Source organism: Mycobacterium sp. OAS707 (assembly GCF_014873705.1).
In the GTDB taxonomy this organism is placed as follows: Bacteria; Actinomycetota; Actinomycetes; order Mycobacteriales; family Mycobacteriaceae; genus Mycobacterium.
The window spans coordinates 91596-117879 of record NZ_JADBDS010000002.1 but is presented as its reverse complement, the minus strand read 5'-3'; the positions used below and the strand labels follow the sequence as shown (position 1 = coordinate 117879).

The 26284-nt window shown below is 66.4% G+C and carries 29 protein-coding genes and 1 pseudogene; 9 read left to right on the top strand and 21 right to left on the bottom strand.

The genetic code is table 11. The annotated features are described in order from the left end of the window. Positions 1-81: 81 nt before the first annotated feature. Together GGC64_RS11310 and GGC64_RS11305 are read left to right on the top strand one after the other, a co-directional pair. Positions 82-417, top strand: a complete 336-nt coding sequence (locus GGC64_RS11310; RefSeq protein ID WP_192722616.1) for an SMR family transporter — start codon at positions 82-84, stop codon at positions 415-417. After that, positions 417-740 (top strand): multidrug efflux SMR transporter, encoded by a 324-nt coding sequence (locus tag GGC64_RS11305; RefSeq protein WP_192722615.1) that lies wholly within the window; start codon positions 417-419, stop codon positions 738-740. Before GGC64_RS11310 ends, GGC64_RS11305 begins: the two co-directional genes overlap by 1 nt. Here GGC64_RS11305 and GGC64_RS11300 read toward each other — a convergent pair. From GGC64_RS11300 to GGC64_RS11290, 3 genes are read right to left on the bottom strand one after another with little or no spacing between them, the layout of a single operon-like run. Beyond that, positions 709-1881, bottom strand: a complete 1173-nt coding sequence (locus GGC64_RS11300; RefSeq protein WP_192722614.1) for an MFS transporter — start codon at positions 1879-1881, stop codon at positions 709-711. The genes GGC64_RS11305 and GGC64_RS11300 overlap by 32 nt on opposite strands. A 28-nt stretch (positions 1882-1909) precedes the next feature. Continuing rightward, positions 1910-2818 (bottom strand): SDR family NAD(P)-dependent oxidoreductase, encoded by a 909-nt coding sequence (locus GGC64_RS11295; RefSeq protein ID WP_192722613.1) that lies wholly within the window; start codon positions 2816-2818, stop codon positions 1910-1912. Continuing rightward, positions 2815-3432: a TetR/AcrR family transcriptional regulator gene (locus tag GGC64_RS11290; RefSeq protein WP_192722612.1), complete on the bottom strand. Its 618-nt coding sequence runs from the start codon at positions 3430-3432 to the stop codon at positions 2815-2817. The genes GGC64_RS11295 and GGC64_RS11290 overlap by 4 nt, the downstream gene beginning before the upstream one ends. A 72-nt stretch (positions 3433-3504) precedes the next feature. Here GGC64_RS11290 and lysA point away from each other — a divergent pair, with 72 nt between their 5' ends. The 3 genes from lysA (at position 3505) to GGC64_RS11275 (ending at position 7457) form a co-directional block, all read left to right on the top strand. After that, on the top strand, positions 3505-4797 hold the full coding sequence (lysA, locus tag GGC64_RS11285) for a diaminopimelate decarboxylase (protein WP_192722611.1): 1293 nt from the start codon (positions 3505-3507) through the stop codon (positions 4795-4797). Between the two features lie 16 nt (positions 4798-4813). After that, entirely contained in the window at positions 4814-6961 is a 2148-nt protein-coding gene (gene malQ / locus GGC64_RS11280) for a 4-alpha-glucanotransferase (RefSeq protein ID WP_192722610.1), read from the top strand. Positions 6962-7040: 79 nt separating this feature from the next. Then, entirely contained in the window at positions 7041-7457 is a 417-nt protein-coding gene (locus GGC64_RS11275; protein ID WP_192722609.1) for a hypothetical protein, read from the top strand. Here GGC64_RS11275 and GGC64_RS11270 read toward each other — a convergent pair. Then, positions 7454-7888 carry an SRPBCC family protein gene (locus GGC64_RS11270; RefSeq protein WP_192722608.1) on the bottom strand — a complete coding sequence of 145 codons (435 nt, stop codon included), beginning with the start codon at positions 7886-7888 and terminating at the stop codon, positions 7454-7456. The genes GGC64_RS11275 and GGC64_RS11270 overlap by 4 nt on opposite strands. After that, the gene (locus GGC64_RS11265; protein WP_192722607.1) at positions 7888-8721 is read right to left on the bottom strand and encodes a lysophospholipid acyltransferase family protein; all 834 of its coding nucleotides are present in this window, start codon (positions 8719-8721) and stop codon (positions 7888-7890) included. Before GGC64_RS11265 ends, GGC64_RS11270 begins: the two co-directional genes overlap by 1 nt. Before the next feature lie 124 nt (positions 8722-8845). Here GGC64_RS11265 and GGC64_RS11260 point away from each other — a divergent pair. After that, positions 8846-8983 (top strand): annotated as a pseudogene (locus tag GGC64_RS11260) (LLM class F420-dependent oxidoreductase); the annotation flags it as partial. A gap of 14 nt (positions 8984-8997) precedes the next feature. Then, entirely contained in the window at positions 8998-9465 is a 468-nt protein-coding gene (locus GGC64_RS11255; RefSeq protein ID WP_192722606.1) for a nuclear transport factor 2 family protein, read from the top strand. On the opposite strand, the gene GGC64_RS11250 is transcribed toward GGC64_RS11255, so the two are convergent. Genes GGC64_RS11250 through GGC64_RS11190 form a run of 13 tightly spaced genes read right to left on the bottom strand, consistent with a single transcriptional unit; the run spans position 9422 to position 22348 of the window. Further along, entirely contained in the window at positions 9422-9907 is a 486-nt protein-coding gene (locus GGC64_RS11250; RefSeq protein WP_192722605.1) for an NUDIX domain-containing protein, read from the bottom strand. The genes GGC64_RS11255 and GGC64_RS11250 overlap by 44 nt on opposite strands. After that, entirely contained in the window at positions 9907-10926 is a 1020-nt protein-coding gene (locus GGC64_RS11245) for an NADP-dependent oxidoreductase (protein WP_192722604.1), read from the bottom strand. The genes GGC64_RS11250 and GGC64_RS11245 overlap by 1 nt, the downstream gene beginning before the upstream one ends. A 19-nt stretch (positions 10927-10945) precedes the next feature. Next, positions 10946-11983: an isopenicillin N synthase family oxygenase gene (locus GGC64_RS11240; RefSeq protein WP_192722603.1), complete on the bottom strand. Its 1038-nt coding sequence runs from the start codon at positions 11981-11983 to the stop codon at positions 10946-10948. Beyond that, the gene (locus GGC64_RS11235; RefSeq protein WP_192722602.1) at positions 11980-12495 is read right to left on the bottom strand and encodes a hypothetical protein; all 516 of its coding nucleotides are present in this window, start codon (positions 12493-12495) and stop codon (positions 11980-11982) included. Before GGC64_RS11235 ends, GGC64_RS11240 begins: the two co-directional genes overlap by 4 nt. After that, positions 12492-13472 (bottom strand): allantoicase, encoded by a 981-nt coding sequence (locus GGC64_RS11230; protein WP_192722601.1) that lies wholly within the window; start codon positions 13470-13472, stop codon positions 12492-12494. Before GGC64_RS11230 ends, GGC64_RS11235 begins: the two co-directional genes overlap by 4 nt. Positions 13473-13475: 3 nt before the next feature. Then, positions 13476-14222, bottom strand: a complete 747-nt coding sequence (locus GGC64_RS11225) for an aspartate/glutamate racemase family protein (RefSeq protein ID WP_192722600.1) — start codon at positions 14220-14222, stop codon at positions 13476-13478. Beyond that, positions 14219-15508 (bottom strand): allantoinase AllB, encoded by a 1290-nt coding sequence (gene allB, locus GGC64_RS11220; RefSeq protein WP_192722599.1) that lies wholly within the window; start codon positions 15506-15508, stop codon positions 14219-14221. Before allB ends, GGC64_RS11225 begins: the two co-directional genes overlap by 4 nt. Beyond that, positions 15508-16314 carry an N-acyl homoserine lactonase family protein gene (locus GGC64_RS11215; protein ID WP_192722598.1) on the bottom strand — a complete coding sequence of 269 codons (807 nt, stop codon included), beginning with the start codon at positions 16312-16314 and terminating at the stop codon, positions 15508-15510. Before GGC64_RS11215 ends, allB begins: the two co-directional genes overlap by 1 nt. A 4-nt stretch (positions 16315-16318) precedes the next feature. Continuing rightward, positions 16319-17890: an ABC transporter substrate-binding protein gene (locus GGC64_RS11210; RefSeq protein WP_192722597.1), complete on the bottom strand. Its 1572-nt coding sequence runs from the start codon at positions 17888-17890 to the stop codon at positions 16319-16321. Next, complete coding sequence (locus GGC64_RS11205) at positions 17887-18516, bottom strand: cysteine hydrolase (RefSeq protein ID WP_192722596.1); 630 nt, start codon at positions 18514-18516, stop codon at positions 17887-17889. The genes GGC64_RS11210 and GGC64_RS11205 overlap by 4 nt, the downstream gene beginning before the upstream one ends. Continuing rightward, positions 18517-19521: an ABC transporter permease gene (locus tag GGC64_RS11200; protein WP_192722595.1), complete on the bottom strand. Its 1005-nt coding sequence runs from the start codon at positions 19519-19521 to the stop codon at positions 18517-18519. 9 nt (positions 19522-19530) lie between these two features. Continuing rightward, entirely contained in the window at positions 19531-20397 is an 867-nt protein-coding gene (locus GGC64_RS11195; protein ID WP_192722594.1) for an ABC transporter permease, read from the bottom strand. 1 nt (position 20398) lies between these two features. Beyond that, a complete protein-coding gene (locus GGC64_RS11190; RefSeq protein ID WP_192722593.1) occupies positions 20399-22348 on the bottom strand; it encodes an ABC transporter ATP-binding protein in 1950 nt (649 codons plus the stop codon). Positions 22349-22517: 169 nt separating this feature from the next. Between GGC64_RS11190 and GGC64_RS11185 the strand changes: the two genes are divergently transcribed. Further along, positions 22518-23192, top strand: a complete 675-nt coding sequence (locus GGC64_RS11185; RefSeq protein WP_192722592.1) for a TetR/AcrR family transcriptional regulator — start codon at positions 22518-22520, stop codon at positions 23190-23192. Here the strand turns inward: GGC64_RS11185 and GGC64_RS11180 are convergent. Genes GGC64_RS11180 through GGC64_RS11170 form a run of 3 tightly spaced genes read right to left on the bottom strand, consistent with a single transcriptional unit; the run spans position 23189 to position 25601 of the window. After that, positions 23189-23380: a hypothetical protein gene (locus GGC64_RS11180; RefSeq protein WP_192722591.1), complete on the bottom strand. Its 192-nt coding sequence runs from the start codon at positions 23378-23380 to the stop codon at positions 23189-23191. The genes GGC64_RS11185 and GGC64_RS11180 overlap by 4 nt on opposite strands. A gap of 32 nt (positions 23381-23412) precedes the next feature. Further along, positions 23413-24723 carry an NAD(P)/FAD-dependent oxidoreductase gene (locus tag GGC64_RS11175; protein ID WP_192722590.1) on the bottom strand — a complete coding sequence of 437 codons (1311 nt, stop codon included), beginning with the start codon at positions 24721-24723 and terminating at the stop codon, positions 23413-23415. A 20-nt stretch (positions 24724-24743) separates the two neighbouring features. Next, on the bottom strand, positions 24744-25601 hold the full coding sequence (locus tag GGC64_RS11170) for a maleylpyruvate isomerase N-terminal domain-containing protein (protein WP_192722589.1): 858 nt from the start codon (positions 25599-25601) through the stop codon (positions 24744-24746). A gap of 68 nt (positions 25602-25669) precedes the next feature. Between GGC64_RS11170 and GGC64_RS11165 the strand changes: the two genes are divergently transcribed. Beyond that, complete coding sequence (locus GGC64_RS11165) at positions 25670-26278, top strand: TetR/AcrR family transcriptional regulator (protein ID WP_192722588.1); 609 nt, start codon at positions 25670-25672, stop codon at positions 26276-26278. The last annotated feature ends 6 nt before the right edge of the window (positions 26279-26284 follow it).

The window sequence follows — 26284 nt, the reverse complement described above, 5'->3', positions numbered from 1 at the left end:
AGGCTACCCAGGGGTATTGCGGTTAACCGGGAGATTCTCCTCACGTGTCGCCGAGTCACCGGCCTCGGTTACGTTCGTTACGTGCGGAAATGGGTGCTGCTCATCGCGGCGATCGCGGTCGAGGTGGCAGCAACGCTGTCGTTGAGAGCGTCACAAGATCAGTCCGCGTGGCTCCTCGTCGTGGCCGTCGGCTATGTCGGTTCGTTCATCCTGCTGACGATGGTGCTGCGGATCGGCATGCCAGTGGGGGTGGCCTACGGGATCTGGGGGGCCTGCGGCACGGCGGCGACGGCGGTGCTGGCCGCCGCGATCTACGGAGATCCGTTCACCTGGCCTGTCGTGCTTGGCATCGGGCTGATCATCGCTGGCGTGCTGCTCGTCGAGCTCGGGTCGCAGCGAGCCGCGGACAAGTTGTGATGTGGCTGGCGCTGGCCGCCGCGATCATCGTCGAGGTCTTCGCGACGCTGTCGCTGCGCGCCTCCGACGGGTTCCGCAAGAAGGCATGGATGGCGCCCGTCATCGCGGGTTACCTCGCCTGCTTCTATCTGCTGTGGCTTTCGCTCGCGCTTGGCATGCCAGTCGGCATCGCCTACGGCGTATGGACCGCATGCGGCGTCGCGCTGGTTGCCGTCATCGCCCGCTACCTGTTCAAGGAACCTCTGACTCCGATGATGCTGCTCGGGATCGGGTTCATCATCGCCGGGGTCCTCACGATCGAGATGGCAGGCGCCGTCCGCTGAGCGCACCGGACAGCGCCATCACCGTGACACCGGCGATCGGAACGCTGAGCAGACCGACGCGCAGGCTCGTCGCGTCGGCGACGACACCGACCAGCAACGGCGCACCGAAGAAGCCGACCCGCATCAGCCACGTCACCACCGTCAACCCCGTGCCAGGGCGCATGCCGGGCAACTGATCTGCGCCGTGCATGGCGGCCGGTATCAGCGTGGCGACACCAAGCCCTGCGGCCGCGAAGCCCGCAATCGTGCCCGGCACGCTCGGAAACGCCAGTGCGGCACCCATCCCCGCGGCAGAAACGAAGCCGCCTGCCCGCACCACCGCGCGTTCACCGAAGCGGTCCACCAATCGGTCGCCGATCGTCCTTCCGACGAACATGAGCCCGACCAAAGCGATATAGCCGAACACCGCGATCGCTCCCGGCGCGCCCAAAGTGTCGCGCAAATACAATGTCGCCCAAGAACTTCCGGCATCCTCGACGGTTGCTCCCGCGATCGCGATCACCACGAGGGCGACGAGAGTCGCATACACCGCGAAGCCCACCCGATCTCCGCCGGACGTGTGCGCCGCGGGATGGTCGTCGTGGTCGGCGCCGCGGAGTAGATACGGGTACGCGATCACGACCACCGCGCTGAACACGACACCGGCGATCAGCAGATGCGTGGTCCTCGGCAGGTGTATCGCGATCGCGCCTGCTCCCATCAGACCGCCGAGGATCGCGCCCACCGCCCACACGGCGTGAAACGAGTTGATGATCGAACGGCCGTAGATGCGTTGCACGCGAAGGCCGTGCGCGTTCTGGGCGACATCGGTGATCGCGTCCGAGGCGCCTGCGACGAACAACGCGGCGGCGAGCACGAGCGGCGAGGTGGCCAGCCCGGCGACCACGACGAACGTTGCGATGCCGACGGTTCCGACCACCGCGACCCGCGACGAGTGGAACCGGCGGATCAGCGTTGCAGCGGCCAGGCCTGCGACCAACGCGCCGCCCGAGAACGCGGCGATCGCCGCCCCGTAAACCGCGTTGGACAGGTGCAGGTCGGTCTTGATCTCGGGATAGCGTGGCAGCAAGTTGGCGAACAGCGCCCCGTTGGTCAGGAACAGTGCAGCGACTGCGACCCGCGCCCGCCGCTCCTGCGTCACTGAGCCGACACTACCGAAATGCCTTCTGCTACTTCGTTGCGAGTGCCAGCAGCCGTTCGCTGGTCTCCCAGAGGTCGAGCGCCTTGGCGCGGTCGTGGGAATCCTTGGACGACGGAACCTGCCTGCCGCCTGCGAAGTAGGCGCCTGTGACGGTATCGAATCGCTCATCGTGCACAAGCGCGGCCAAGTGGCGGCCAGACGTCCGCGTGCTGTTGACGCCGGGAAGAACTCGCAGTGCCGGAAACAGGTAGCGCCATGCCCAGCGGCCGGCCGCGGAGTAATCGCGAGCGAGGCCCGAGCCGGGCATCAAGCCGGGGTCGAACGCGGTGACGGTGACGCCCTGGGCGCCGTGGCCGAGTCTGCGGTCCAGTTCGTAGGTGAACAGCAGGTTGCACAGCTTGGAGGTGGTGTAGCGGCGGCGGCCATCGGCTGCATCGGTGATGTCGGCCGGATCCGCGAGATCGGTGGCGTTGGTGTAGTCAGGCGAGGGCATACCGGTGAACTTCGCCGGGTCGTGTGTGCCACTGCTGACGACCACGACGCGGGCAGGCCGGGCCAGGCTTTCGAGAAGTCCCCGCACCAGAGCGAAGTGGCCGAGGTGGTTCACCCCGAACGTCATCTCCACACCCTCGGCCGTCTTCTCGGTGCCGGAAACCACCTGCACACCGGCGTTGCAGACGATGGCCTGCAGCGGTGGAAGCGGGGCGGTGCGCACTGTGTCGACGAAAGAGCGCACCGAGCTCAACGAGGCCAGATCGACCTCCAACACGGTGCAGCAATCCGGCAGTCCGAGCTGTGCCACGGCGTCGGATCCCCGCCCCACGTCACGCACCGCCAGCACGATGTGCCACGACGGGTCGGCGGCGAGCAGAGCGCGGGCACACTCGAGGCCCAGGCCGGCGCTGGCACCGGTGATGACGGCCGTTCTGGTATTCATTTTTCCTCCAACAGAATCGGAATCAAGGCCGTCACCGTTTGGTGCAGGCGCAGGTACATGCGGCCGACGTCAGTCACATCGGGTTCGAGATGCTCGGCCAGGAAGATGCCGTCGGAGAGGGCGGTTGCGATTGCGGCCAGTTCTGTGAGCACGCGCCGGCGCTTCGCGGGTGCCACGTCGTCGGGCAGCAGCTGCGCGATGGCGTCGCGGAACCGGGTGATCGCCTGATCACGGACGCGGCGCAGCACCTCGGCGACCGCCGGCTCGTGGCTGCGCTCGAGGGATAACAGAAGGAACAGTCGCAGGAACTCGGGATGCTGCTCCTGCAGCGCTATCACCGCGGCCAGCTGCCGTTCGATTTCGGCCTCGGTGGGGATCGCGGCGAAATACCGGTCGGCGCCGCGTTCCATCACCGCCGCGAGCACGCCCTCCTTCGACCCGAAATGCCAGTAGATCGAGCTGGGCGGCAGCCCGCACGCCTTGCGGATGTCGCTGATCGAGGTTGCGGCGTATCCACGGGTGGCCATCAACCGTTCGGTGGCATCGAGGATCAGCTCGCGGGACTGCGCGCCCTGCTGCTGCTTTTTGGTGCGTCGTTCATCTGTAGGGATCATTACAGACAGACGGTAGCAGGCCGTCCCGCGTGAAGCCAGTGCGCGCTCGTCCAAGCGGTGGCACGCTGAGCTGTGTCTCTAAAGCCGACCGTCCATGGCGACGCGACCACCGACGAACTGCTCGGCCTGTTCCCGCCGGGCAGCGCGCTGGACAGTGACGGCACGCTGATGGTCGGGGGATGTCGTCTCGACGAGCTGGCCGAACAGTTCGGCACGCCGGCCATCGTCGTCTCAGAAGATGCGCTGCGGCAGCGGGCGCGCAATTATCTGGCCGCGTTCCGCGACCGTTGGCCGCGCTGTGACGTGGCGTTTGCGTCAAAGTCGTTCCCGTGCACCGCTGTTCAGCGGGTGATGGTGGAAGAGGGATTACATCTCGACGTCGCAGGCGGAGGCGAGATACTGACGGCGCTCAAGGCGGGCGCCGATCCGGGCAGGTTGGTGCTGCACGGTAACGCCAAGAGCGACGAAGAACTCGAGCTCGCAGTCAAACACGGTGTGGGCCTTGTTGTGGTCGACAACTTCGATGACATCGACAGGCTCGAGCGCATCGTGCCAACCGGGCATCAACAGCCGTGCCTCGTCCGTGTCATTCCCGGCGTCGAGGCCGCCACCCACGCTTCGCAGGCGACCGGGCACGCCGGCTCGAAGTTCGGCCTGCTGCCCGACGACGCCCGCGACGCGATCGGCCGCATCGAGCGCAGCGCCAAGCTGCGACTGGACGGCGTGCACACCCACGTCGGATCGCAACTGCTCAACGTCGAACAGCTTGCGCAGGCGGTCGAACCGATCGCGAAGCTCGGCACGTTCGACGTTTACGACCTCGGCGGCGGCCTCGGGGTGCGCTACACCTACGACGAACATCCGCCCGGCCTCGACGACTACGCCGACGCGATGGTGACGCAGGCCAAGGCGCTGCTACCGGCGGGCGCACGCATCATCGTCGAGCCGGGCCGCAGCATGGTCGCCAACAGCGCATGCACGGTCTACCGGATCACCACGATCAAGCGCGGTGTGGTGACCCATGTGGCGGTGGACGGGGGTATGGGCGACAACCTGGAAGTGTCGCTTACGGGGCAGCGATTCGAGGCCGCGATCGTGAACCGGGTCGGCGGTGGCGAGATGGTCAGCGTGGTCGGCAGGCACTGCGAATCCGGCGATCAGCTCGTCGACGGCGTCCCGCTGCAGCGGCCCGCGATCGGCGACCTGCTGGCGGTGCCTGTCACGGGTGCCTACTGCTACACGATGTCCAATCAGTACAACGGCGCGCGCCGGGTCCCGGTTGTCTTCGCCCGCAATGGGTATGCCCGGCTCGTGGTGCGACGTGACACGTGGGACGACCTGTTGATGCGCGATGTCGATGAGTAGCGGGCAGGATGGCGGCATGACTGAGCTGCCTGCCTCGCTCGTCGAATTGGCGCGCCGCTACGGCGTGGCGACCGAATACGAGAACTGGACCGGCAGGCACACGGTGGTCGCCGATTCCACGCTGATCGCGGTGCTCGACGCCCTCGGCGTGCCCGCGGCCACCGAGGACGAGCGCACCGCCGCACTGGCTGCCCACGACCGCGAATACTGGCAGCGCGCGCTGCCGCCGACCATCATCGCCCGCTCGGGGACGGCGTCGTCGTTCTGGGTGCACGTCACGCACGGCGACTCCGTCGGCCTGTGGCTGCGACTCGAGGACGGCAGTGTGCGGACCGGTCTTCGACAGCTCGAAAACAACAGGGCGCCTTACGATCTCGGCGACCGAATGGTCGGCGAGGCCACCTTCGAACTGCCTGCCGATCTGCCGCTCGGCTATCACCAGCTGCACTTGCAGGTCGGTGGGGCCGATATCAGCACCCTGGTCATCGTCTCCCCCGCGACGCTGGAACTGCCCGCAAAGCTCGGCCAGAGCCGCGCGTGGGGACTGGCCACTCAGCTCTACAGCGTGCGCTCGCAAAGATCTTGGGGCATAGGCGATTTGACCGATCTAACCGACCTTGCCGTGTGGTCGGCGTCGCAGCACGGCGCGGGCTTTGTTCTCGTCAATCCGCTGCACGCGGCTGCTCCTACCCCGCCGATGGAGCCCTCGCCGTACCTACCGACGTCGCGCCGGTTCATCAACCCGCTGTATCTGCGTGTCGAGGCCATCGACGAGTTCGCCTATGTCCGGCAGCGCGGCAGCATCCGCAAGGCCCGCATCGAGGTGCAGTCGCTGGCCAAGAAGGCCAAGCTGATCGATCGCGACGCCGCATGGAAGGCCAAACGCGCGGCGCTGCAAACCGTGTACAAGGTCGAACGCTCGGCCGGGCGCGAACTCGCGTACGCCGCCTATCGCACGCGCGAGGGCCGCAGCCTCGACGACTTCGCCACCTGGTGTGCGCTCGCAGAGCACTACGGCAACGACTGGCACCAATGGCCAGAGGAGCTACAGCATCCTTCGAGCCCCTCGGTCGCCGAGTTCGCCGCCAAGTACGCCACGAGCGTCGACTTCCACCGCTGGCTGCAGTGGCAGCTCGACGACCAGCTGACCGCCGCGCAGGCCACCGCCGTCCAGACCGGGATGGAACTCGGCATCATGCACGACCTCGCGGTCGGCGTGGACCCCAATGGCGCCGACGCATGGGCGCTTCAGGATGTGCTCGCGCTCGGCGTAACGGCTGGTGCGCCGCCCGATGAGTTCAATCAGCTCGGCCAGGACTGGTCGCAGCCGCCATGGCGTCCCGACCAATTGGTGAACCACGCGTACGGGCCGTTCCGCGCGCTCGTCAACGCCGTGCTGCGGCATGCGGGCGGCGTTCGCATCGACCACATCATCGGGCTGTTCCGGCTGTGGTGGATCCCCAAGGGTGCACCGCCGACCGAGGGCACCTACGTCCGCTACGACCACGAGGCGATGATCGGCGTCGTCGCGCTCGAGGCGCACAGGGCCGGCGCGGTCGTCGTCGGCGAGGATCTCGGCACGGTCGAACCCTGGGTCCGCGATTATCTGCGCGAACGCGGGCTGTTCGGCACGTCGATCCTGTGGTTCGAGGCTGAGCGCGACGGAGCGGGCGGACCGCTGCCCGCCGAGAAGTGGCGCGAGTTCTGTTTGTCGGCGGTGACGACGCACGACCTGCCGCCGACACCGGGGTATCTGGCGGGCGAGCATGTGCGGCTACGCGAAGAGCTCGGGCTGCTGACCCGGCCCGCCTCCGAGGAACTCGCCGCTGACCAGGCTCAACAGGCGGCCTGGCTGGCCGAATTGCGCCGGGTTGGACTGCTCGGCGACGACCCGGGCGTCAACCCCAGCGTCGATGACGTAGTGCTCGCGCTGCACCGGTATCTGGGCCGCACCCCGTCCAAGCTGTTGGCCCTGTCGCTTGCCGACGCGGTCGGCGATCTGCGCACCCAGAACCAGCCGGGCACCACCGACGAATATCCGAATTGGCGGGTGCCGCTGCGGGGGCCCAACGGCCGGAAACTGCAGCTGGAAGACGTTTTCACCGATACCCGGGCGGCGGCGCTCGCCGGGGTGATGAACCACATCGTGCACCCGCCGGTGTAACGCTGCGCGGTCCGTCACCGGTTTCACAATTGTCACGGCTGCGATATGTTCGCACCGCACCGACTTAGGGAGAGATCACGTGAAGAAGCTCGTTGCGCTCAGCGGTGGCCTCGTGGCCGCAGGCTCGGTCGCTCTGATCGGCGCCGGGGTGGCCCTCTCACAGCCGGGGCAACCCGACGGTAGCTCGCTCAACGTGGTCGGTGAGCCCTACAACAAGGCATTGCAGGTCCTGAAGAGCCAGGGCGTGAAGGCGTACTTCGGCGGCTCGTTCGGCAGCGTGCTCCCGCAGGCACAGTGCCTGGTGGATCAGCAGAAGGTGACCGCGGGCGGCCGCATGCTCTTGATGCTCGACTGCAGCCAGAAGGCCGCCGATGAGCTCGCAGCCATGGGCCCGTCCGGTGGGCCGACCGTCGGCTCCAACGGCGTCACCACAGTGACCCCGACCCCGGTGGTGCCGATCCAAGGCGCACCGGGCGCTGGCACTCCTCCGGGCTAAGACTCGACCAGCTGTTTCAGGTTTCTCAGCGTCTGGCTCATGTTGCGCCCGACCTGACGCGCGGCCACGCGGTCGGCGATGATGCCGAGCAGGTTGCCTGCCGATTCGTAGGCCAGCCGGAACACGACCTTGGTGCGACCGTCGCCGGTGTCGCGAATCCGGAACCGGCCGCGCAGCGAGACACCTGAGACCCCGATCCACGCCAGGTCATGGGCGGGGTCGAACTCCGAGACTTCGACCACGCCGCCAATCGGGACCGAGCCGATCTTCCAGTGCACGGTGTACCGCGCGCCCTTGTCGGCCGCACCTTCGGTGACGTGCTCCCAGCGCTCGAGGCTGGCCATGAACTCCGGATAGCAGTCCGGGTCGCTGACCGCCTTCCACACGGTGTCGCGGTCGGCGTCGATGACGCAGTGCCGTTGGACGCGCATCAGCCGATCACCGGGAATCGACGTTCGGCCGCCAACCGGTCGACGCCGGCCTGCAGACTCTCCATCACCTGCTTGTGGACGACGTCGTCGTCACCATCGACCTCAATCGGCTCCTGCACCTCTATCGCGATCTTCGTCGGCAGGGGCAGTCGCGGCACCATGTCACTGACGACCAGTCCCCACGGCGGCGCCAACAGAATGGGGACGCTTTTCAGGCGCGCGAGCTTGTCGACCATCAGCAGCCTGGCCAGCCACTGCCCTCGGTCGAGAAAAAGGGCCGCTTCCTGCCCGCCGACGCTGGCGATCGGCACGATCGGGACGCCGGCGTCGCGGGCCAACCGCACATAGCCCTTGCGACCACCGAAGTCGACCTCGTGCCGCTCCCACGACGGCCGGAAGACCTCGTAGTCACCGCCCGGGTACACCAGCAACGCAGCGCCGGATTCCAATGCCAGCATGGCGTTTTCATGATTGGCGGCCACGGTGCCGAACTTGCGCAGCGAACCGAGGCCTGGCATCGATACGACCAGATTGTGTGCGAGTTGGTAGAAGGGCCTCTCGACACCGAAGTACGAACAGAACGCCAGCGTGAAGACGAACGTATCGGGCGGAAGGTTGCCTCCGCTGTGATTGCCGACCAGCAACACCGGTCCCTCGCGTGGAATGCGGTCAAGACCGCGCACGTCGGCGCGGAAATACAGCGATGCCAGCAGCCAGAGGCCCGGTAGCTGCTCGCGAATGTAATCCGGGTCGCGTTGATCCAGGTCGGCCCTCGGCACCCGCGACGCGACCTGCTGCTTGGCCCAACCGAGCACGTCTGTGATCCCCGCCATGAAGCTGACGTATACCCACCCATCGCGCCGGGCAACCACTACCAGACACCTCGTTCACCGGTCGCATCCGACGCTGGATCTCCAGCCGCCTCTGTACTATTCGCCCATGTCATTGGCCGGTGCCGTGAAGTTCGCCGTGATAGCGCCAGTCGCAGCGGGCGTCACCGCCGATCCGGAATGGATGTTCGCCTTCGCCCGGCACGTCGAAGTGTGCGGTTTCGAGTCGATCGTCGTGGTCGGGCACACGGCATGCGCGCAGCGGCTGGGGCTGATCCCTTGAGCCTCAACGCTTCCGACCGCCTTGCACTGGCCGATCTCGTGCACCTGTACGCGTCGGCCGTCGACGACCGGCGCTTCGACGATGTCGTCGAACTGTTCACCGACACCGCGGAACTACGGCTGCCCGACCCACCCCGATCGCTCGAGCCGGTGCGCCGTCAGCACGGGCGCGACGGTGTGCGCGCAGCGATGGCCGCACTTGCGGCGGTGAACCGAACGGAGCATGCCATCGTTGGCGAGGTCTATGCCGCGAGGGATGACGACAGCGACTACGCGCTGGGGCGGATCACGTGCATCGCTCACCATTGGTCAGTCAGCGGGGAGCAGATCACCGACCTGGTCTGGCATCTGCGCTACGACGACGAGTATCTGCGCACGCGCGCGGGGTGGCGCATCCACGGCCGCGCGCTGACCATCAACGCTATCGAGACGCGCCCGGTGCGCCGCCTTCGAGGGCAGCCGTGAGGCGGTCGAGCAGCGGCCGCTGACCCTTCAACAACTTCACGTGGGCCTCGGCAATGGAAAACCAACCGACACGGTCGATTTCGGGGAATTCGCGGAGGTTGCCCGACCCCTTCGGCCACTCGAGTTCGAACGTGTTGCTGAAGGTGCCGTCGAGGTCGAGGTCGCCGCGCACCGCGAACGCGGTGATCACCTTGCCGCTCGGCTGCTTCAGCGGTGCGAACTCGATGCGCTCACCGTCGGGCGGGGTCTTGCCGAGTTCCTCCTCGAACTCCCGTTGCGCGACGGTCCATGGATCCTCGCCTTCGACGTACTCCCCCTTCGGAATCGACCATGCCCCTTCGTCTTTGCGTGCCCAGAACGGCCCGCCCGGATGGCCGATCAGCACCTCGACCTGATCGTCGGTGATTCGGTACAGCAGCAATCCCGCGCTCAGCTTCGGCATCAGGCAGGCGTCGGTTCGCTGATCTTGACCAGTGTCTTGCCGATGTTGGCGCCGGTGAACAACCCGTTCAACGCGTCCACACACGACTCGATGCCGTCGAAGATGGTCTGGCGGTGCACGAGCTTGCCGTCGGCCTCCCACTGGCGCAGCGCGGCGAACGCCTCGTCGAAGCGGCCCCACTCGTCGAGCGCGTTGAACCCCTGCATGGTCGCGGTCCTCGACAGCAGGTTGACGTAGTTGGCCGGACCGGGGTGTTCTCCGGTCAGATAGCTCGAGATGACGCCGCACAGCACGACCCGCGCCTTGGGCGCCAGCCGGCCAAGCACTGCGTCGAGGATCGGCCCGCCGACGTTGTCGAAATACACGTTGACGCCTTTAGGGCAGTGCTCCTTGAGCGCGGCCGCGACATCGCCAGCCTTGTAGTCGATGCACGCGTCGAACCCGAAGTCCTCGACAACTGCCTTGCACTTGTGCGGTCCGCCAGCGATGCCAACCACCCGGGCGCCTGCGACCTTGGCGATCTGCCCGGCCACCGACCCCGTGGCCCCCGCGGCCGCCGACACCACCACGGTCTCCCCCGGCTGGGGCCTGCCGATGTCGGTCATGCCGAAGTAGGCCGTGGCGCCCGTCGGGCCATAGACAGACATGATCGCGAGTTGGTCGGTCTCGCCGGGGATAGGGGTGGCGAAGACGTCGTCGCGGATGATCGCGTATTCCTGGAAACCGGTCAGGGTGGTGACGACGTCGCCGACGGCGAACGCGTCGCAGCGTGACGCCACCACCTCGCCGATGCCTGCCGCGCGGATCACGTCGCCGAGTTGCAGCGCGGGCAGGTAGCCCGGCTGCCCGTCGAGCCAGGTACGCGCGGCCGCGTCGATCCCGACGTACGTGGTGCGCAGCAGCGCCTCGCCGTCGCCAGGCTCGGGTGCGGGTGTGGCGACCAACTCGGTGTCGTCGGGCTGTACCAGACCGGACGGGCGGCGGCGCAGCAGAATCTGGCGGTTCGTCAGCTCAGGCACATGGCGAACCTACCGAACGCTAGGCCCGTTTCTGCAGCGCTTCCTGACCAAACTGGCCGACTGTCAGCGAGCCGTCGGGCAACACCAGTTCGCCCGCCTCGACGCGGTTGCGCAGATAAGCGAACGTCTGCGCGGTCTGCGCGAACAGGTGCTCACCGGCGCGCAGGGTGGGCCGGGCCTTGCCGTCACGAGAAGCGAACTGGGGCAACGGTTTCACTTCGGTGTGGTAGTCGACGTTGAAGAACAGCGGGAACGAGTAGCGCTCCTCGGCCACCTTGCGGACGCGGTGGCTGGTCGCCACGTACGCACCGTTGGTCCACAATTCGAGCATGTCGCCGATGTTCACGACGAACGTGCCGGGCACCGGTGGCACGTCGATCCACTCGCCGGCGCCATTGAGCACCTCCAGGCCCGGCGCGGTGGGCTTGAGCAGCGTGAAGCATTCGTAGTCGGTGTGCGCGCCGATCCCCTCGCCGTCCACGGCCTCGGGGTTGTACGGGTAGTGAATCAGCCGCAGTTGGCTCGGCGTCTTGGTCGCGTGCTTGGCGAACGTGTCGGGGTCCTCACCGAGCGCCACCGCGAATGCCCACAACAATCGGTGCCCGACATCGAGCACGGCTTGGTAGTACGCGGTGACCGCGTCGGCGAACCCCGGCAGGTCCGGCCAGGTGTTGGGGCCGAGCATCGGGTTGCCCGCGAGATAGTCGGGGTCGTCGGCCGGCAGATCCAGCGCGGTGTCGAATGCCTCTTTCATCTCCGGCATTCCGGTCGCGAGGCCCTCTTCGCCGGCGGGCACATAACCGCGATGACATTTCGACAGCCCGATGTAGTGCCGCATCTTCTCCTCGAGCGGCAATGCGAAGAACTGCTTTGTCGCTGCGAGCATGCGCTCGAACACCGCGTCGTCGACGCCGGCGCCGCTGATGTAGAGGAATCCGACTTCGGCCGCCGCCTTGCCGATCTCCCTGGCCACCCGCTCGCGCTCACCCTGCTCAGGCGAGCTCAGTCCGCTGATGTCGACAATCGGCACGGACGTGAATGACGTTGCGCCACTCATAGATCCACTTCTCCTTCGCTATCCTCAATGCACCACCGGACACCGTTGGCCGTCAGATCACTTCCGTCGAACTGCGGATCGAGCGCCGTCCACTGTGAGTCGCCGATTGTGCCGACGACCACACCACGCCGATCCGCCCAGCCGAACCGCGCGCCCGCGCGCAGCAGGATCGCCTCCGTCGCGAACAGTGCCCAGCACGGCTCTGCCGGACCGTCCTGGCGGACCCAGTGTTCGACGTAGTCCTCGTGCACGCCGACTTCGATCAATACACCTGCCTCCCAATGCATTCGCCCCGCATCGGGGAACGGCCCAGGCGGCTCGACGTCGATGAGGCGTTGCCATTCGAACACGTCGTCGGCCTGGCCGAGTCGGCCTGCGAAACCGCGGGTGTCGACGTAGCCGGTGATGCCTTGCAACCAAACGACTTCGGTGCCGGTATCGCGCGCGCCGTCGGCCGTGATCAGCAGAGTGCGTCGCCACAAGCCGGTGCATTCGGCCATCAGCACGGTCATGCCGATGCCTCCCATCTGGTTTGCAGCTGGGCCATTCCGTCGACGGTGGCTGTGCCGAACGCCCGGACCCTGGCAAGACCGCCGTCCGGATACGCCTGCACCCGCAGCGCGGCGATGTCGTCGGCGTTCACCACGAACACCTGCCGGGCGTCGGCCGCGAGACGGGTGCGGGACAGCACGTCGACGTCGAACGGCGCATCAACCCGATGGCTGCCCAGCACCGCCACTTCTCGCGAGGCGTTGAACACGAAACGGCTCGTGTCGATCTCGAGTCGCGCCAGATCGGCGGGCACCGCGAACGAGATGACGGCCGCGTCGTGGGTGTCTGGACCGATGTCACGGCGGCGGCGGGTCTCCCAGCCGTCGCCCATGGTGCGTGGCCGGTCCGGTGCAATCAGCGCCGATGCATTGGAATAGAAATCGTCAGACGACCATTCGACGCGACCGCCCTGCTCGACGCCCGACACCTCGACGGTGACGCCCGCCCACAGCACGGGGTCGGCAATGACCTCGCCGTACACCCGCAGGCGCGCGACTCCCCCGTCTGATTCAAGATGCAGCCGGACGTGCGTGTAGCGGCGGGGATCGTCGACGGCAAAGACGTTGTGGGAGTCGGACTTCAGAGCGGCGGACTCGACGACCGTCGTCCACGGCACGGTTGCGGCGGTGGGGTCTGCGACCGGGTCGAGCACGCATGCGTCGATGCGGCAACCGGTCGGGTGGTTGCCTGTGAAGAAGCGCGTGTCGACGTCGATCGCGTGCAGCCTGCCACCGACCCCGAGCCGCACGATTGCCCAGTCGCTTCCGGTGTGTCGCCGGGTCTCCCAGCCGTCGACCACCTCACCGCGCAAGTCATAAGTGCCCGGCACGAAGGCCGGTTCGCTCGGTTCGATCAAATACTCCTTGAAGCCGAACGATTCGTCGCTGGCGGCCACCACACTGCCGCCGACGGAACGCGAAGCCAGATCCACACTCATGCGTCACAGGCCCAATGACGTCGACAGCGGCCAGTGACTGCGTGGGTTGTCTGGGCCCGCCGCATACGCACCGGCCTTGCTGGTGCTCAGCCGCAAACCGACCAGCGCCTGCGCCAAGCCGACCGCGGCAGCCACCCCGTCGACGGCGGGCACGCCGAGCTTGGCCGTGACCGCCGCGGTGGCACCGGCCATTCCGGCGCAGCCGAGGCAGATCACGTCGGCGCCGTCCTCGGCGACCGCCTTCGCCGCTTCCTCGACGATCGCCTGGATCGCGCCCGCGGGATCGGCGTCCACCTCCGCCGTACTGAGCCCGCAGGCCCGCACCGACGCGCAGTGGCCATCGAGGCCCGCGAGTGCCAGCCTGTCCTCGATCGGTGGTATCGACCGACCCAGTGTGGTCACCACCGAGAAGCGCCTGCCGATCAGATGTGCGACATGTGCGGCAGCTTCTGCGATGTCCAGCACGGGCACGGTCAGCATCTCCTGCAGTGCGTCCTTGCCGTGTTCACCGAAACCAGCAAGCACCACCGCGTCATACTCGAATTCGCCTGCGGTTAGCATCGTCGCCACCAGATCCATCACCCCAACGGCGGACAGGTAGCTTTCGGCGGCGGAGTCGATGGCCGCAGCGCCGAAGCGCGGGTTGAGCGCGACGATTTCGGTGCCGGCGCCGGCTGCCGACGCCGCCGCCGCGGCGATCTCTGCGGTCATCGTTGCCGAGGTATTCGGGTTGAGGACAAGAATTTTCATGCCGGCTGGCTCACTCGTTCGTAGATCTGCCTGCCTGCCAGCCAGGTCTGCGCGACAGAGCCGCGCAGTACGGCACCCTCGTAGGGTGTGACGGCGTGGCGGTGCCGAAGCGCGGCCGCGTGCACCGTCTGCTCGACGTCGGGCTCGAATGCGCACAGATCCGCACGTTGACCGACCGCGATCCGTCCGCGATCGGCGAAACCGGCAAGCGCGGCAGGGCGTTCCGCCATCCAGGCACACAGTTGCGCGAGCTCGAAACCACGCGCGGCGGCCTGCGTCCACACGGCGCGTGGCCCAACCTCGAGCGAACTGATGCCGCCGAACGCACTGCCGAAGTCACCGCCTGCCTTCAACGGCGGCGCACACGGCGAGTGATCCGAGACGATCATGTCCAGCGTGCCGTCGGCCAGCCCATCCCACAGCAGTCCGCGGTTGTCGTCGCTGCGTATCGGCGGGCATGCCGCGAACTGCGTTGCACCGTCGGGGATGTCCTCGGCGGCAAACGTCAGGTAGTGCGGGCATGTTTCGGCGGTGACGCGTACACCGGAACGCTTGGCCTCGGCCAGCATCGGCAATACCCGGCCGCTGGAGACATGCACAATGTGCATCCGTGCGCCGGTCTCCCTGGCTGTGTTGACGACGAGGGCGACGGCATCCTCCTCGCATGCGTCGGGCCGTGAACGCAGAAACGACGCGTAGCTTCGGCCGGATGGCGCGGGACTGTCCGCGATCACGTGATCGCTTTCCGCGTGCACCAGCAGCACCGCATCCATTTCGGCGATCCGCAAGGCGGCGCGACGGAACTCATCGCCGTCCATGGGTGGGAAGCTCGGGTTGCCCGAGTCGCTCAGAAAGCACTTGAAGCCGCGCACGCCCACGTTGGCGAGGTCGGCGAGCTCATCGAGATTGCCAGGGATCACGCCGCCCCAGAACCCGACATCGACCGCGCAGTTGCCCTGCGCCGCTTGCTGTTTGAGCTGCAGAGCGGCCACGTTGGTGGTCACCGGGTAGCTGTCCAAAGGCATGTCGACCAATGTGGTGATGCCCGCCGCCGCCGCTGCCGCGGTTGCCGTTGCGAAGCCCTCCCACTCGGTGCCGGGATCGTTGATGTGCACGTGGGTGTCGACGAATCCCGGCATCAGCACCGTCGAGCCGTCGAGGACCACATCCTCCGCGCCCGGAGAATCCACATCGACCGAGCGGATCATGCCGTCGGATACGGCGACGGTGGCTGTCCGGATCTGGCCGTCGATCACCGCCTTCTCGGCGCGGATGACCAGATCCACTACGCGAATCTGTCGTGAAAGTGACGAGTCAGCTCCGGCCACACGTGTGGATCGTGCCCTGGAATCAGTTGGTAGCCCTTCTCTTTGGCCAGCTTCTTCAGTTTGCGGATCGGCTCGATGGTCTCCTCAGGTTCCACCCCGATGAAGCCGCCGATGGCCAACTCGTGCTCGATGTTCTCCGTGAGGTCGGCGGCGTCGAACGCGAAAACGAAGCCGTCGCCACCGACCGATTCGTCGAGTTCCACCACGAAACTCTGGTGCCCGGGCGTGTGCCCGTACGTCGGCACCGCGGTGATTCCCGGGGCGATCTCCGCTTCGCCGTCGGCCAGCCGCCACTCGATGCGGGGGTCGTCGAAGTCGATCCTGGCGATCGCGTGGTGTTCGGGTTCGGGATGGTTCGACAGCCCGTATTCGAGCTCGCGTCGCTGCGCGTGAACCGGTACCTTCCCCGCGAACAACTTCAGCCCGCCTGCGTGGTCGTGGTGCAGGTGGCTGACCGCGACCGTGTGGATATCGTCGATGTCGACACCGATGTCGTGCAGCGACTGCTCGATCGGCTCTCCTGGTCCGGGCAGCACCGGGATGTATTCCACCGTGGGGTAGAACCGCCGGTACAGCGCGGGATCCCGGATCAGCGCGGTGTTGAACCCGGTGTCCAGCAGCACCCAGCCACCGTCGGTCTGCAGCAGCACCCCCGGCACCGGTTCACGCAGCCGCTCTTCGGGTGGAGTGCCGTAGACCGACACCGCCTTCGGCAGCTCTTCCCAGCCCAGTGTCAGCAGAACGATTCGATGTACTTTGCCCATCGGCCTAACCTACGGACAGCGCGGCGATTCGAAGCGAGTTCGGATTAGACACCGCGTGCGCCTGCTCGACCCCCTTCAGCCACGGCTGGGCGACCACGAAGTCGTCGATGTCGGCGACGTTCAACCAGCAGCCCGTCTCCTCGGCAGCGGCGCCTGCGTCCGAATACGGTTGCGGCGCACCGGTCGGTAGCCCCTTCGCCAACGCGTCGGTGACCCGCGGCGACGAGCAACCCAGGTAGTTGATCCCGCCGTCCTTGTCCCAGGAGATGTGGCCCCAGGTGTACGGAGACGGCGCATCAGGCCACACCGTGTTGGCCAGGATCTCCGGGGCCGCCTGCATGTCCGTGCCGATCCAGCCGTAGATCTCCGAGGTGGGATAGCCCTGCACCTTCGCGGTGACGCCCGCCGCGGCCAGCTGCGTCTGAACCAGGTTGCTGACCAACTGCATGTCGGGGTTGCTGGTGTCGTACCCGATCGTGATCGTCTTCTGATCGGCGGGCAGACCGGCGACGATCTTCGTCAGCGCCGCGGGGTCATGGGTCAGATTCTGTTTCCCGTATTCGGCGGCCAGCACGTAAGGCGGGTACATCTGCGCGCCGACTTTGCCGCGACCGAAGAAGGTCTGCTTGACCACCTGATCGACGTCGATGGTGTCGATCACCGCAGTCCGGGTGGCCTGGTCCTTCGTAATGCCCTTGTTCGGGTTGACGTAGAGGAAGTTCGACATCATGGTCGGCAGCGAGTAGTGCGAGTACTTCGGGTTGTTCAGGTACTGCTCGACCGCTGACGACGGCAGGTCATGCAGGATCGCCGACAGCTGACCGTTGTTGAACTGCAGTTGCTGCGCCGAGGTGTCGGTGATGACGGGCATCTCGACCTTCTCGAAATACGGCTTGGCGCCCCAGTAATCCGGGAACGATGCCACCGCGTAGTGCGAACCGACCTGCGCGTCGGTCAGTGTGTACGGCCCGGTGCCGAGATCGTGTGTGGTGAGGTAGTTCTGAGCGAAGTCGGTGCCGCCGTTCTTCTGCAGACCGGTCGGGCTCATCATCCGCGGACCGTACGGCGACGCAAGGTAATCGAGGAACTCCGAGTTCGGATTCTTCAGGGTGATCGTGACGCCGTAATCGCCTTGTGTGGTGATCGATTCGATGTCCTTGACCATGTAGGCGGGCCCACCGTTGACGGCAAGCCGGCGGTCGAACGACGCTTTGACAGCGTCCGACTTGAACGGCGTCCCGTCATGGAACTTCACGCCCTCGCGCAGCTTGAGGGTGAAGACCTTGTTGTCGGGTGACGCGGTGTACTCCGAGGCCAGCAGCGGCTCGAGTTCGGCCTTGGCCTGACCGCCCTTGAACTGCAGCAGACCCTCATACAGGTTCGTGGTCAGCAGCAGTCCCTGTCCGGCGTAGTAGATGTCCGGGTCGGGCGGCTGGCCGGGGTCCTGGAGGAACGACAGGTGCAACACCTTGTCGGTTGGCGCCGCGTTGGGAGTGCTCGAACCGGAATCCGAACCGCCGCATGCCGATAGGGTCAGCATCGCGGCTGCCGCCACTGCGAGTAGTCGTTTGTTCATGGTGCTGCTCCTTCGAGGACGGGCTGTTCGAGCTGTTTGAATGCGGCGAGGATCTCCTCGGTGGTACGCATGGCACCGGTCTGCAGGTACTCCATGGCGGCCAGCGCCGCGTCATGCAGGTACTGAGACGACCCGCCGACGCAGTCGGTGACGACGCGCGCGTAATAGTCGCGCTGATGCGCGTCGGCGAAGGTGTAGTGCACGCACACGTCGGTCAGACCGCCGATCAGAATCAGCGTCGACGCACGCAGTCCGCGCAGCACGATCTCGAAATCCGTTCCTATGAAGCCCGAATAGCGCCGCTTCACGATGTGAAACTCATCCGGTAGGGGCCGCAGCGACGGTTCGAGGTCGGTGCCCGGCTGTCCTTCGACGCAGTGCACACCCTCGGTGCCGTCGAGTTCGCGGCCGAAGTCCACACCGCTGGGCCGGTGCACCTCCTGAAAGAACACCACCGGGACGCCGGCAGCGCGCGCCGCGGCCACCAGCTTCTCGGCTCGCTCGACGCGCTCGGCATGCCCGGGCATGTGCGGAATTCCCACGTCCGCCACGGGCATTGCGCCGCCCTGTTGAATGTCGACGACAACCAGCACGGGGTTGCCCACGATCAGTGGCTGTGTTGGCACTTAACCTCCTCCTACCGCTATTCGTGGATCGGCCGCCGCCTGCAAGAAGTCGACCGCGGTGTTGATGGCGACGTACAGCACGCCGAGCATCAATGTCACGCCTGCGATCGCGGGAAAGTCCGCGACCGGAATACTTTGTGCGATGTATTGGCCGATGCCCGGCCAGCCGAACACCTGCTCGATCACCAGCACGCCGGAGAACATCAGGCCGACCTGGAGCCCGGTCATCGACAGCGCTCCGCCGACGGAGTTGCGCAGTACGTGCCCGGCCATGATCCGGCCCTCCGAAAGGCCTTTGGCCCGAGCAGTTCTCGCGTAGTCGCTGTCGGCTTCGGTCAACAGGCTGGATCGCAGCACGCGGCCGATCGCCACCGCGGGGCCAAGCGCGATCACCACGGCAGGAAGGATCAGGTGGTGCAGCGCGTTCGTCACGACGTCGAACCGCCCGGCGAGTAGTCCGTCGACAGTCAGCAGTCCGGTCGGTCCGGCCGGCGGATTCGGCACACTGATCCGTCCGTTGGCGGGCACCCACCCCAGTTTCTGGTAGAACACGATCAGCCCGAGGATGCCGAGCAGGAACATCGGTGCGGACGCGCCGGTGAACAGCACCGCACGCAATATGCTCGCTCCTGGCCATTTCAGCGTCGTGCCGAAGGCCAACAGGCCAGCCAGGATCAGTGCCAGCCCCAACCCGTACAGCGCCAGCTCCAGTGTCGCGGGAAAGAAGTCGCCCAGGTCGCTGCTGACGGCGTGTCTGGTGCGAAACGACTGGCCGAGGTCGCCCTGAACCGCTCCGGTGAGGTAGTGCCAGAACTGGTTGATAATCGGCTGATCCAGGCCGAGAGTGTGTCTGCGGGCGGCAACCGCTTCGGCAGAGGCGTTCGCACCGAGTTGCGCCTTCACCGGATCCATCGGCGAAATATGCTGCAGCACAAACATCACCGCGATCAGCGCGACGAGGATGGCCACCATCGCCGCCACCCGGTAGAGGATGAACTTCTGCATGTCCGATACCTAGCTTGTCTTCATCAGGTTGCGTAGGCCGTCGCCTGCGATGTTGGCGGCGAGGGCGAGGACGAGTACCGCGATACCCGGCATCACCGGAACCCACCACTGCTGAAGGAAGTACGTCAGGTTGCGCGCGGTGTCCGCACCGAGTTCTGGCGCCGGCGCGGCCTGGCCGAGGCCGAGGAACGACAGCGCGGCCAGGGTGAGGATCAGGTTGCCGATGTCGAGACTGGCCGCCACCAATGCGTTGGGCACCGCGCCGGGAAGAAGATGTCTGCTGGCCAGTCGAATTGGTCCGACACCGGCGAGCCGGGCCGCCTCGATATGCGGGCGGGCGGCGAGGCGTGCCACCTCGCCGCGCACCAGTCTCGCGTAGAACGGCCACCACACGATCGACACTGCGATCAGCGTGTGGATGAAGCCGGGACCGAGCGCGGCCACGACGGCGATCGCCAGCACGGGGGCGGGCAGGGAGAGAAACGCGTCGGTGATGCGCATCAACAGACTGTCGAGCCATCCGCCCGCTGCCCCAGCGATCAGTCCTACCAGGCCTCCGATCAGGAGCCCGACGGCGACGACCACCAATGCCGCGAACCAACTGGCGCGCACGCCGTACAACACGCGGCTCAAGATGTCGCGGCCGATCGAGTCGCTGCCAAGTAAGAAGCCGGGCTTACCGGGCGCCTGCAGCGGCATGCCCGCGGGCACAAGCGGATCGTGCGGCGAGATGATCGGCACCGCGACCGCGACGATGGTCACGATCAGGACCAGGCTCACGGCCGCCCAATTCATCAGCATCGGTGAGGATTTGGGCAGTGAGAGGCCGCGTAGCCGGCCTCGTGTCAACGTGCCCGCGGGTATTGCGATGGCCATCTCAGCTCGCCTTCCGCTCGATACAGGCGATTTGGTGCGGGCTTCCCGGCGCCCCTTCGAGCCGGACGTCGAGTTCACTCTCTGAGCAGGTGTCGATGGCGATCGGACAGCGTGGATGGAAGGCGCAGCCCGACGGCGGCGACAGCGGACTCGCGGGTTCACCTGGGAGCACGCGTGATTCGCGGCCGAGGTCGGGGATGGAGTCCACGAGCGCTTGGGTGTAGGGGTGGACGGGATTGTTGATGACGTCATCGGCTGGACCGATCTCGACGATGCGCCCGAGGTACATCACCGCAATCCGGTCGGCGACCACACGCGCGACCGACAGGTCGTGCGTCACGAACACCACCGACATGTCCAGCGTGCGGCGAAGGTCGCCGATGAGATTGAGAACCGAGGCCGCCAGCGAAACGTCGAGGGCGCTGGTCGGCTCGTCGCACAACAAGACCGCGGGCGGCACGACCGTCGCGCGCGCAAGCGACACCCGCTGGCGCTGACCGCCGGACAGCTGGCCCGCCCGTGACTTCGCGATGTCCAGGGGCAGTCCGACACGCTGCAGCACCTCGGCGACCGCGTCTTGTCTTTGGCTGCGGGACAAGCCGTTTCCCCGCAGGCGTTCGGTGATCAGCTCGCCTACCGACAGCCACGGCGTCAGTGATGCGCCTGCATCCTGGAAAACCATCTGCGGCCCCTGGTCGCCTTGCAGATCGACGGTTCCCGACGTGGCTTTCTCCAAGCCTGCGACGACCCGCAGCAGCGTGGACTTGCCCGATCCGCTCTCACCGACCAACGCGACGGATTCGCCGTGCCCGACGGTCAGCGAAATGCCCCGCAGCGCTTGCAATTTGCCGAACGACTTGACCACCTCGCGCAGCACCACTGCCGGCGGCTCGGAGGATTCTGCGGCCGCCGTTTCCGGCTCGATGTCCTCGGTGGTGGTCGTCAGGCGCGAGCCGAGTTCCGTCGACACCGCATCGAACGGCAGGATGCAGGCGCTGACCCTGCCTGGGGCTATCGTGATCGGGTCGGGCGGCGCCGCCTCACACGACGGGGTGGCGAGCACACAACGTGGCGCAAACGCGCATCCCGGCAGTGGCGCCACCGGACTGGGCACCGACCCGGCCAGCGCTGCCAGCTTGCGGTGCCTTGCGGTGTCCAGCGTAAGCCGCGAGCGCAGCAGGCCGTGCGTATAGGGGTGCGCAGGGTTATCGAGAACGTCTGCGGTGGGGCCGATTTCGGCGATCCGGCCGGCATACAGCACCGCGATACGGTCCGAGATCTGCGCGGCTACACCGAGGTCGTGGGTGATGAAAACAATGCTGCAGCCGATTTCTTCGCGTAGTTGCAGCAACAGCCGCAGTACCTGCGCCTGCACAGTGACGTCGAGCGCCGTGGTCGGTTCGTCGGCGATGATCAGCTCAGGGTTGCCTGAGATCGCGATCGCGATCATCACGCGCTGCCGCAGCCCTCCGGAGAGCTCGTGCGGGTAGGCCCTGAATCGCCGCTTGGGCTCCGGGATCCCGACCGCGGTGAGCAGCTTGAGCGCTTCCTCGTCGCTGCCCGCCGCCTCGGCAACCTGCTTGCCGATTCTCATCGTCGGGTTCAGCGACGTCATCGGGTCCTGAAAGATGGCGCCGAGGTCGAGGCGGCGGACCTTGCGCAGCGTTTTCGCATCACCGGTGACCATGTCGGTGCCAGTCACCGTCACCGAGCCCTGCACCTTGGCCTTCGGCAACAAGCCGAGCAGCGTGAAGCCGAGGACGCTCTTGCCCGATCCCGATTCACCGACCAGGCCGAGAATCTCACCGGGAGCGATGTCCAGGGACACGCCGCGCAAGGCATGTACGTCCTTGCCGTTGCGGCGGAACGTGACGTGCAGATCGGTGATCGCCGCCACCCGCGCAAGGTCTGCCGACGCATCCGCGTCGACCTCGGACACTGCACTACTCATGCACCGCTCCTGCCACCCCCGCCTGTCACTTGACAGTTTTCAGCGCGGGCGAAGGCGGTGGGTGTCGCTGGCGTAACCAATCGACGGTGCTGCGTAACCGATTCGTGTCCCGCGTTTCTGTCGTGTGACAGAAACGCATATCTGCTGTTCAGTAGGCCACGATGGGGCCATGTCGATCACTCGTGCGGGCCGCCCACGGCTGACGACGCAGCGAAGGCCTGGCAGCACGGCCCGTGACGAGATCCTCGATGCCGCAGGCGAACTCTTCACCACGCTGGGCTATACGGGTACGTCGACCCGCACCATCGCCGAGGCCGTCGGTATCCGGCAGGCGTCGCTTTATCACTACTTCAAGACCAAGGACGACATTCTGTGCGCCCTGCTCAGCCAGACCGTCACGCCGACGCTGACGATCATCGACAGCCTCTCGGCGGCGGAGCCTGCCCTGAGCGCGGCGGAGCACTTGCACGCGTTGGCACTGTTCGACGGTCGTCAGTTGTTGGAGGGTCGCTGGAATCTCGGAGCGCTGTATCTGCAGCCTGAATTGCGGTGGGCGCGCCTCGAGCCGTTCTGGTCGGACCGCGAGCGGCTGCGCCTGCACTACCTGGCGGTGAGCAAGGCGATCGTCGCGGACACCGGCGTGGATGAAGCCGCTGCCGATCTGCCGTTCCGGTTGGTGGAGTCATTGGTCAACATGTGGACCAAACAGCCGGGTCCGGAGCGGGCCGGTCTACCGGAACACGTTGCGGATGCCTGCGTTCGGGTGCTGGGTCTGCCGCAGAGCGCGACCCAGCCATTGCGGGCCCGCAGCCACCTCGAACTGAGCCGATACGCTGCTGCCTAGTACTTGCGGTCGCCCTCGCTGCTGTCGAAGAACGCCCAGTCGCCGTCGTCGGCCTTGACCTCCATGCGCCACCCGAGTTCTGGGTCGGCCTTCTGGTCGACGAACCAGGCATGCGCGTCGTCGGCGCTTTCGATGTCCTTGGTGTCGACAACCTCACCCTTGGGGTTCAACACTCGATACGTAGCCATGCCCGTAGCGTTCCCGCTTCGACGGACTTGAATCAGTCTGCTTTCGGCATAGGGATGCCCTCGCTCGCCTGGAATTGCGCGTCCTCCTCCGACGCCAACCCCATCGACACCACCGATCGGTCGAAGAACACGTCGGTGAGGTAGGCCAGGGCCACCGCCCAGCGGTTGACGAAGCGCGGCATTGCATAGAGGTGGTAGGCGCGGGTGACGGCTTTGGCCGGCAGCCCGGACAACTGAATGTTGAGCGGGTTGGCCACGGCATAGCGCGGTCCGAGGTCGACTACCAAACCCATGTTGCGGTGCTTGTAGTTCTTCGGCTTTCCGTAGCCGAGGCTCGCGGCGACGTTGCGCGCCAACACCTTTCCCTGCCGGATGGCGTGTTGCGCGGTCGGCGGGGTGATCTTGCCCGGCTGCGTGACGTCGGGTACGGCTGCCGCGTCGCCCGCGGAGAACACGTCGGGATGGTCGGGGACTTGGAGATTCGTCCCGACCGTCAGCCTGCCCTTCTCTGTCGGCAGGCCCAGTTTCTCGATCAGCGGAGCGCCGGTCACGCCGGTCACCCATGCGACGGTGTGGGTGCGGATCAGTGAATCATCGATGAGCACAACGTGTTCCGCGTGCACTTCCTTCAGCGTGACGCCGAGCCGGACGTCGACGCCACGCGATTTCAGCACTCGCATCGCCGCGGCGCCCAGCTTCTCCCCCACCTCTGGCATCACTTGTTCGGCCATGTCGAGCAACACGAATCTGACCTCGGCCCGATCGAAGTCCATCTGTCGGGCCGCAGAGTCGGCGAGGGCGCGCAGTTGCAGGACGAGTTCGGTGCCCGAATAGGACGCGCCGACGACGACGATCGTCCTGCGCGCGGCGGCCCGACCGGCGTCATCGTCGACATCGGCGAGTTCGAGTTGCTCGAGCACGTGGTCGCGCAGGTACAACGCCTCAGCCGTCGACTTCAGACCGCGCGCATGTTCGGCGAGACCGGGCACATCGAAGAGCTTGGTCACCGAACCCGGTGTGAGCACGAGCCGATCCCATGGCAGGACGCGTGCCCGCTCTTCGGGGTCGGTGTAGGTGACGGTATGCCCGTCGAAGTCAACGCCGTCGACCCTGCCGCGGAGGTGCTGCACTCCGCGCAACGCATTGGCCAGTGGTATCGCGACGAAGCGGGCGTCGACCACGCCGCCGGCCACATCGGGCAGCAGCGGCGTATACAACATGTAATCGACAGGGGAAATGATCGAGATGTCGACCGACGCATCATGTCTGCGCAGCTTCCTCGCCAGGTGCCGAGCGCACTCGAAGCCAGTGAATCCGCTGCCGACGATTACCACAGAGGCCATCGCCTACAACTGTATACGCGCTACGGGCTGTAGAGCAGCGTGCCGAACCTCATTGCCAGCCAGGGCTTGCGGCCGCCGGGGCGTAGCTGGCCGCGCAGCACGGGTGACAGTTGCCGGATCCTGCCGTAGCCGAGCAACAGGAAAGCGACGGGGTCCGCGGTGATCACACAGTCGGCCCTCTCGCCGGCCGCAGTGACGACCGCCGTGCCGTCGGCGACGGCCAGCCGGTAGCTGGGGCCACCGCGCATTCGCAACTCGAAGCTGATTTGTGCGCCTGCTGCGCGCTGCGGCCGCAGGTATTGCGGCGCAACGGCCAACACGCCGGGAATCACCAGAAACGCGTCGGCCTTGTCGATCGGCCATTCGAGCTTGGCCGTGCGCGAGATGTCGAGCCCGTGGATCAGCTGCTCGCCGAGCAGCAGTGAGGCCATCGTCGCGGGCCCGATCACCAACCCGTTGGGAGTCTGGATCTCGACGCTCGGATCGGCGTTGGCGGCCACGGTCAGGTAGGCGTCGGCGGCGACCTCGAGCATGTCGGCCAGCGTGTGCAGGTTGCGCTCGCGCACCTCCTCGAGGTGACGGGCGTTGACCTTCGCGCTGAGCGCAGAAGGCGATTCCGTCGGCCGGTTGAGGTGAGTCATATAGCCACCTGCGTGACGTGTCAGTGCCTGGGTGTAGTCACGAAGATCACCGACGACGTGTGCGGCGGTTTCCGCGGCGGTCCAGATCAGGCCGGGCGCGGGCGCGTCCGGTTTGTCGATGCTGCGCCAGAGGTCGGCGCTGCGTGCGACGGCGCCGCGCAGCGCCGCCAGGGTCGGGCTGTAGGCGCGCCGGGTGTCCTCGCCCGGGGCGCTGAGATGCACGGGGGCTGATGTCATAGGGCAACTATTTCACATAACGTCACTATGTCAATAGGGTATTCTCGGTCTACGAGGAGGAAAACCAGATGTCGGATCAGCCCGCTACGCTGCGCGCCGAACAGGTCGCGCAGACGCGAGCGGCACTGATCGCGGCGGGCCGCAGGCTGTTCGGTGAGCACGGCTTCCGGGCGACATCGGTCGACGACCTTGCGCGCGAGGCCCGCGTCACAACCGGAGCGCTCTATCACCACTTCCCCACCAAGACAGCGCTTTTCGAGTCCGTATTCGTGCAGGCTCACACCGACTTGATGAAGGTTTCCGCGAAGGCGGCGCATGGAGCGACGGACGGCGTCGATGAGCTGGCCCGTGCCTTCGAGGCGTTCCTCGACGGCGTGCTGCAGCCGGACATGCAACGCATCCTGATCGTCGACGGGCCCGCCGTGCTCGGTCTCGCCCGCTACACCGAACTCGACGAGCGGTACGCGCACGCGGCGATCGTGCATTCGCTGACGGCCGCCGCCGCCGCGGGCACCATCACGATCGAGGACCCCGAAACCGTGACTCGGTTGCTGCTCGGCGCGCTTACCCGCGGCGCCATGCTGATTGCCAACTCGGCCGATCCGGTGGAGACCCGACATGCAGTCGCCAAGTCGATGCGGACACTGTTATCGAGCTTCACTCCGCCCCGCGGATGAGGGATG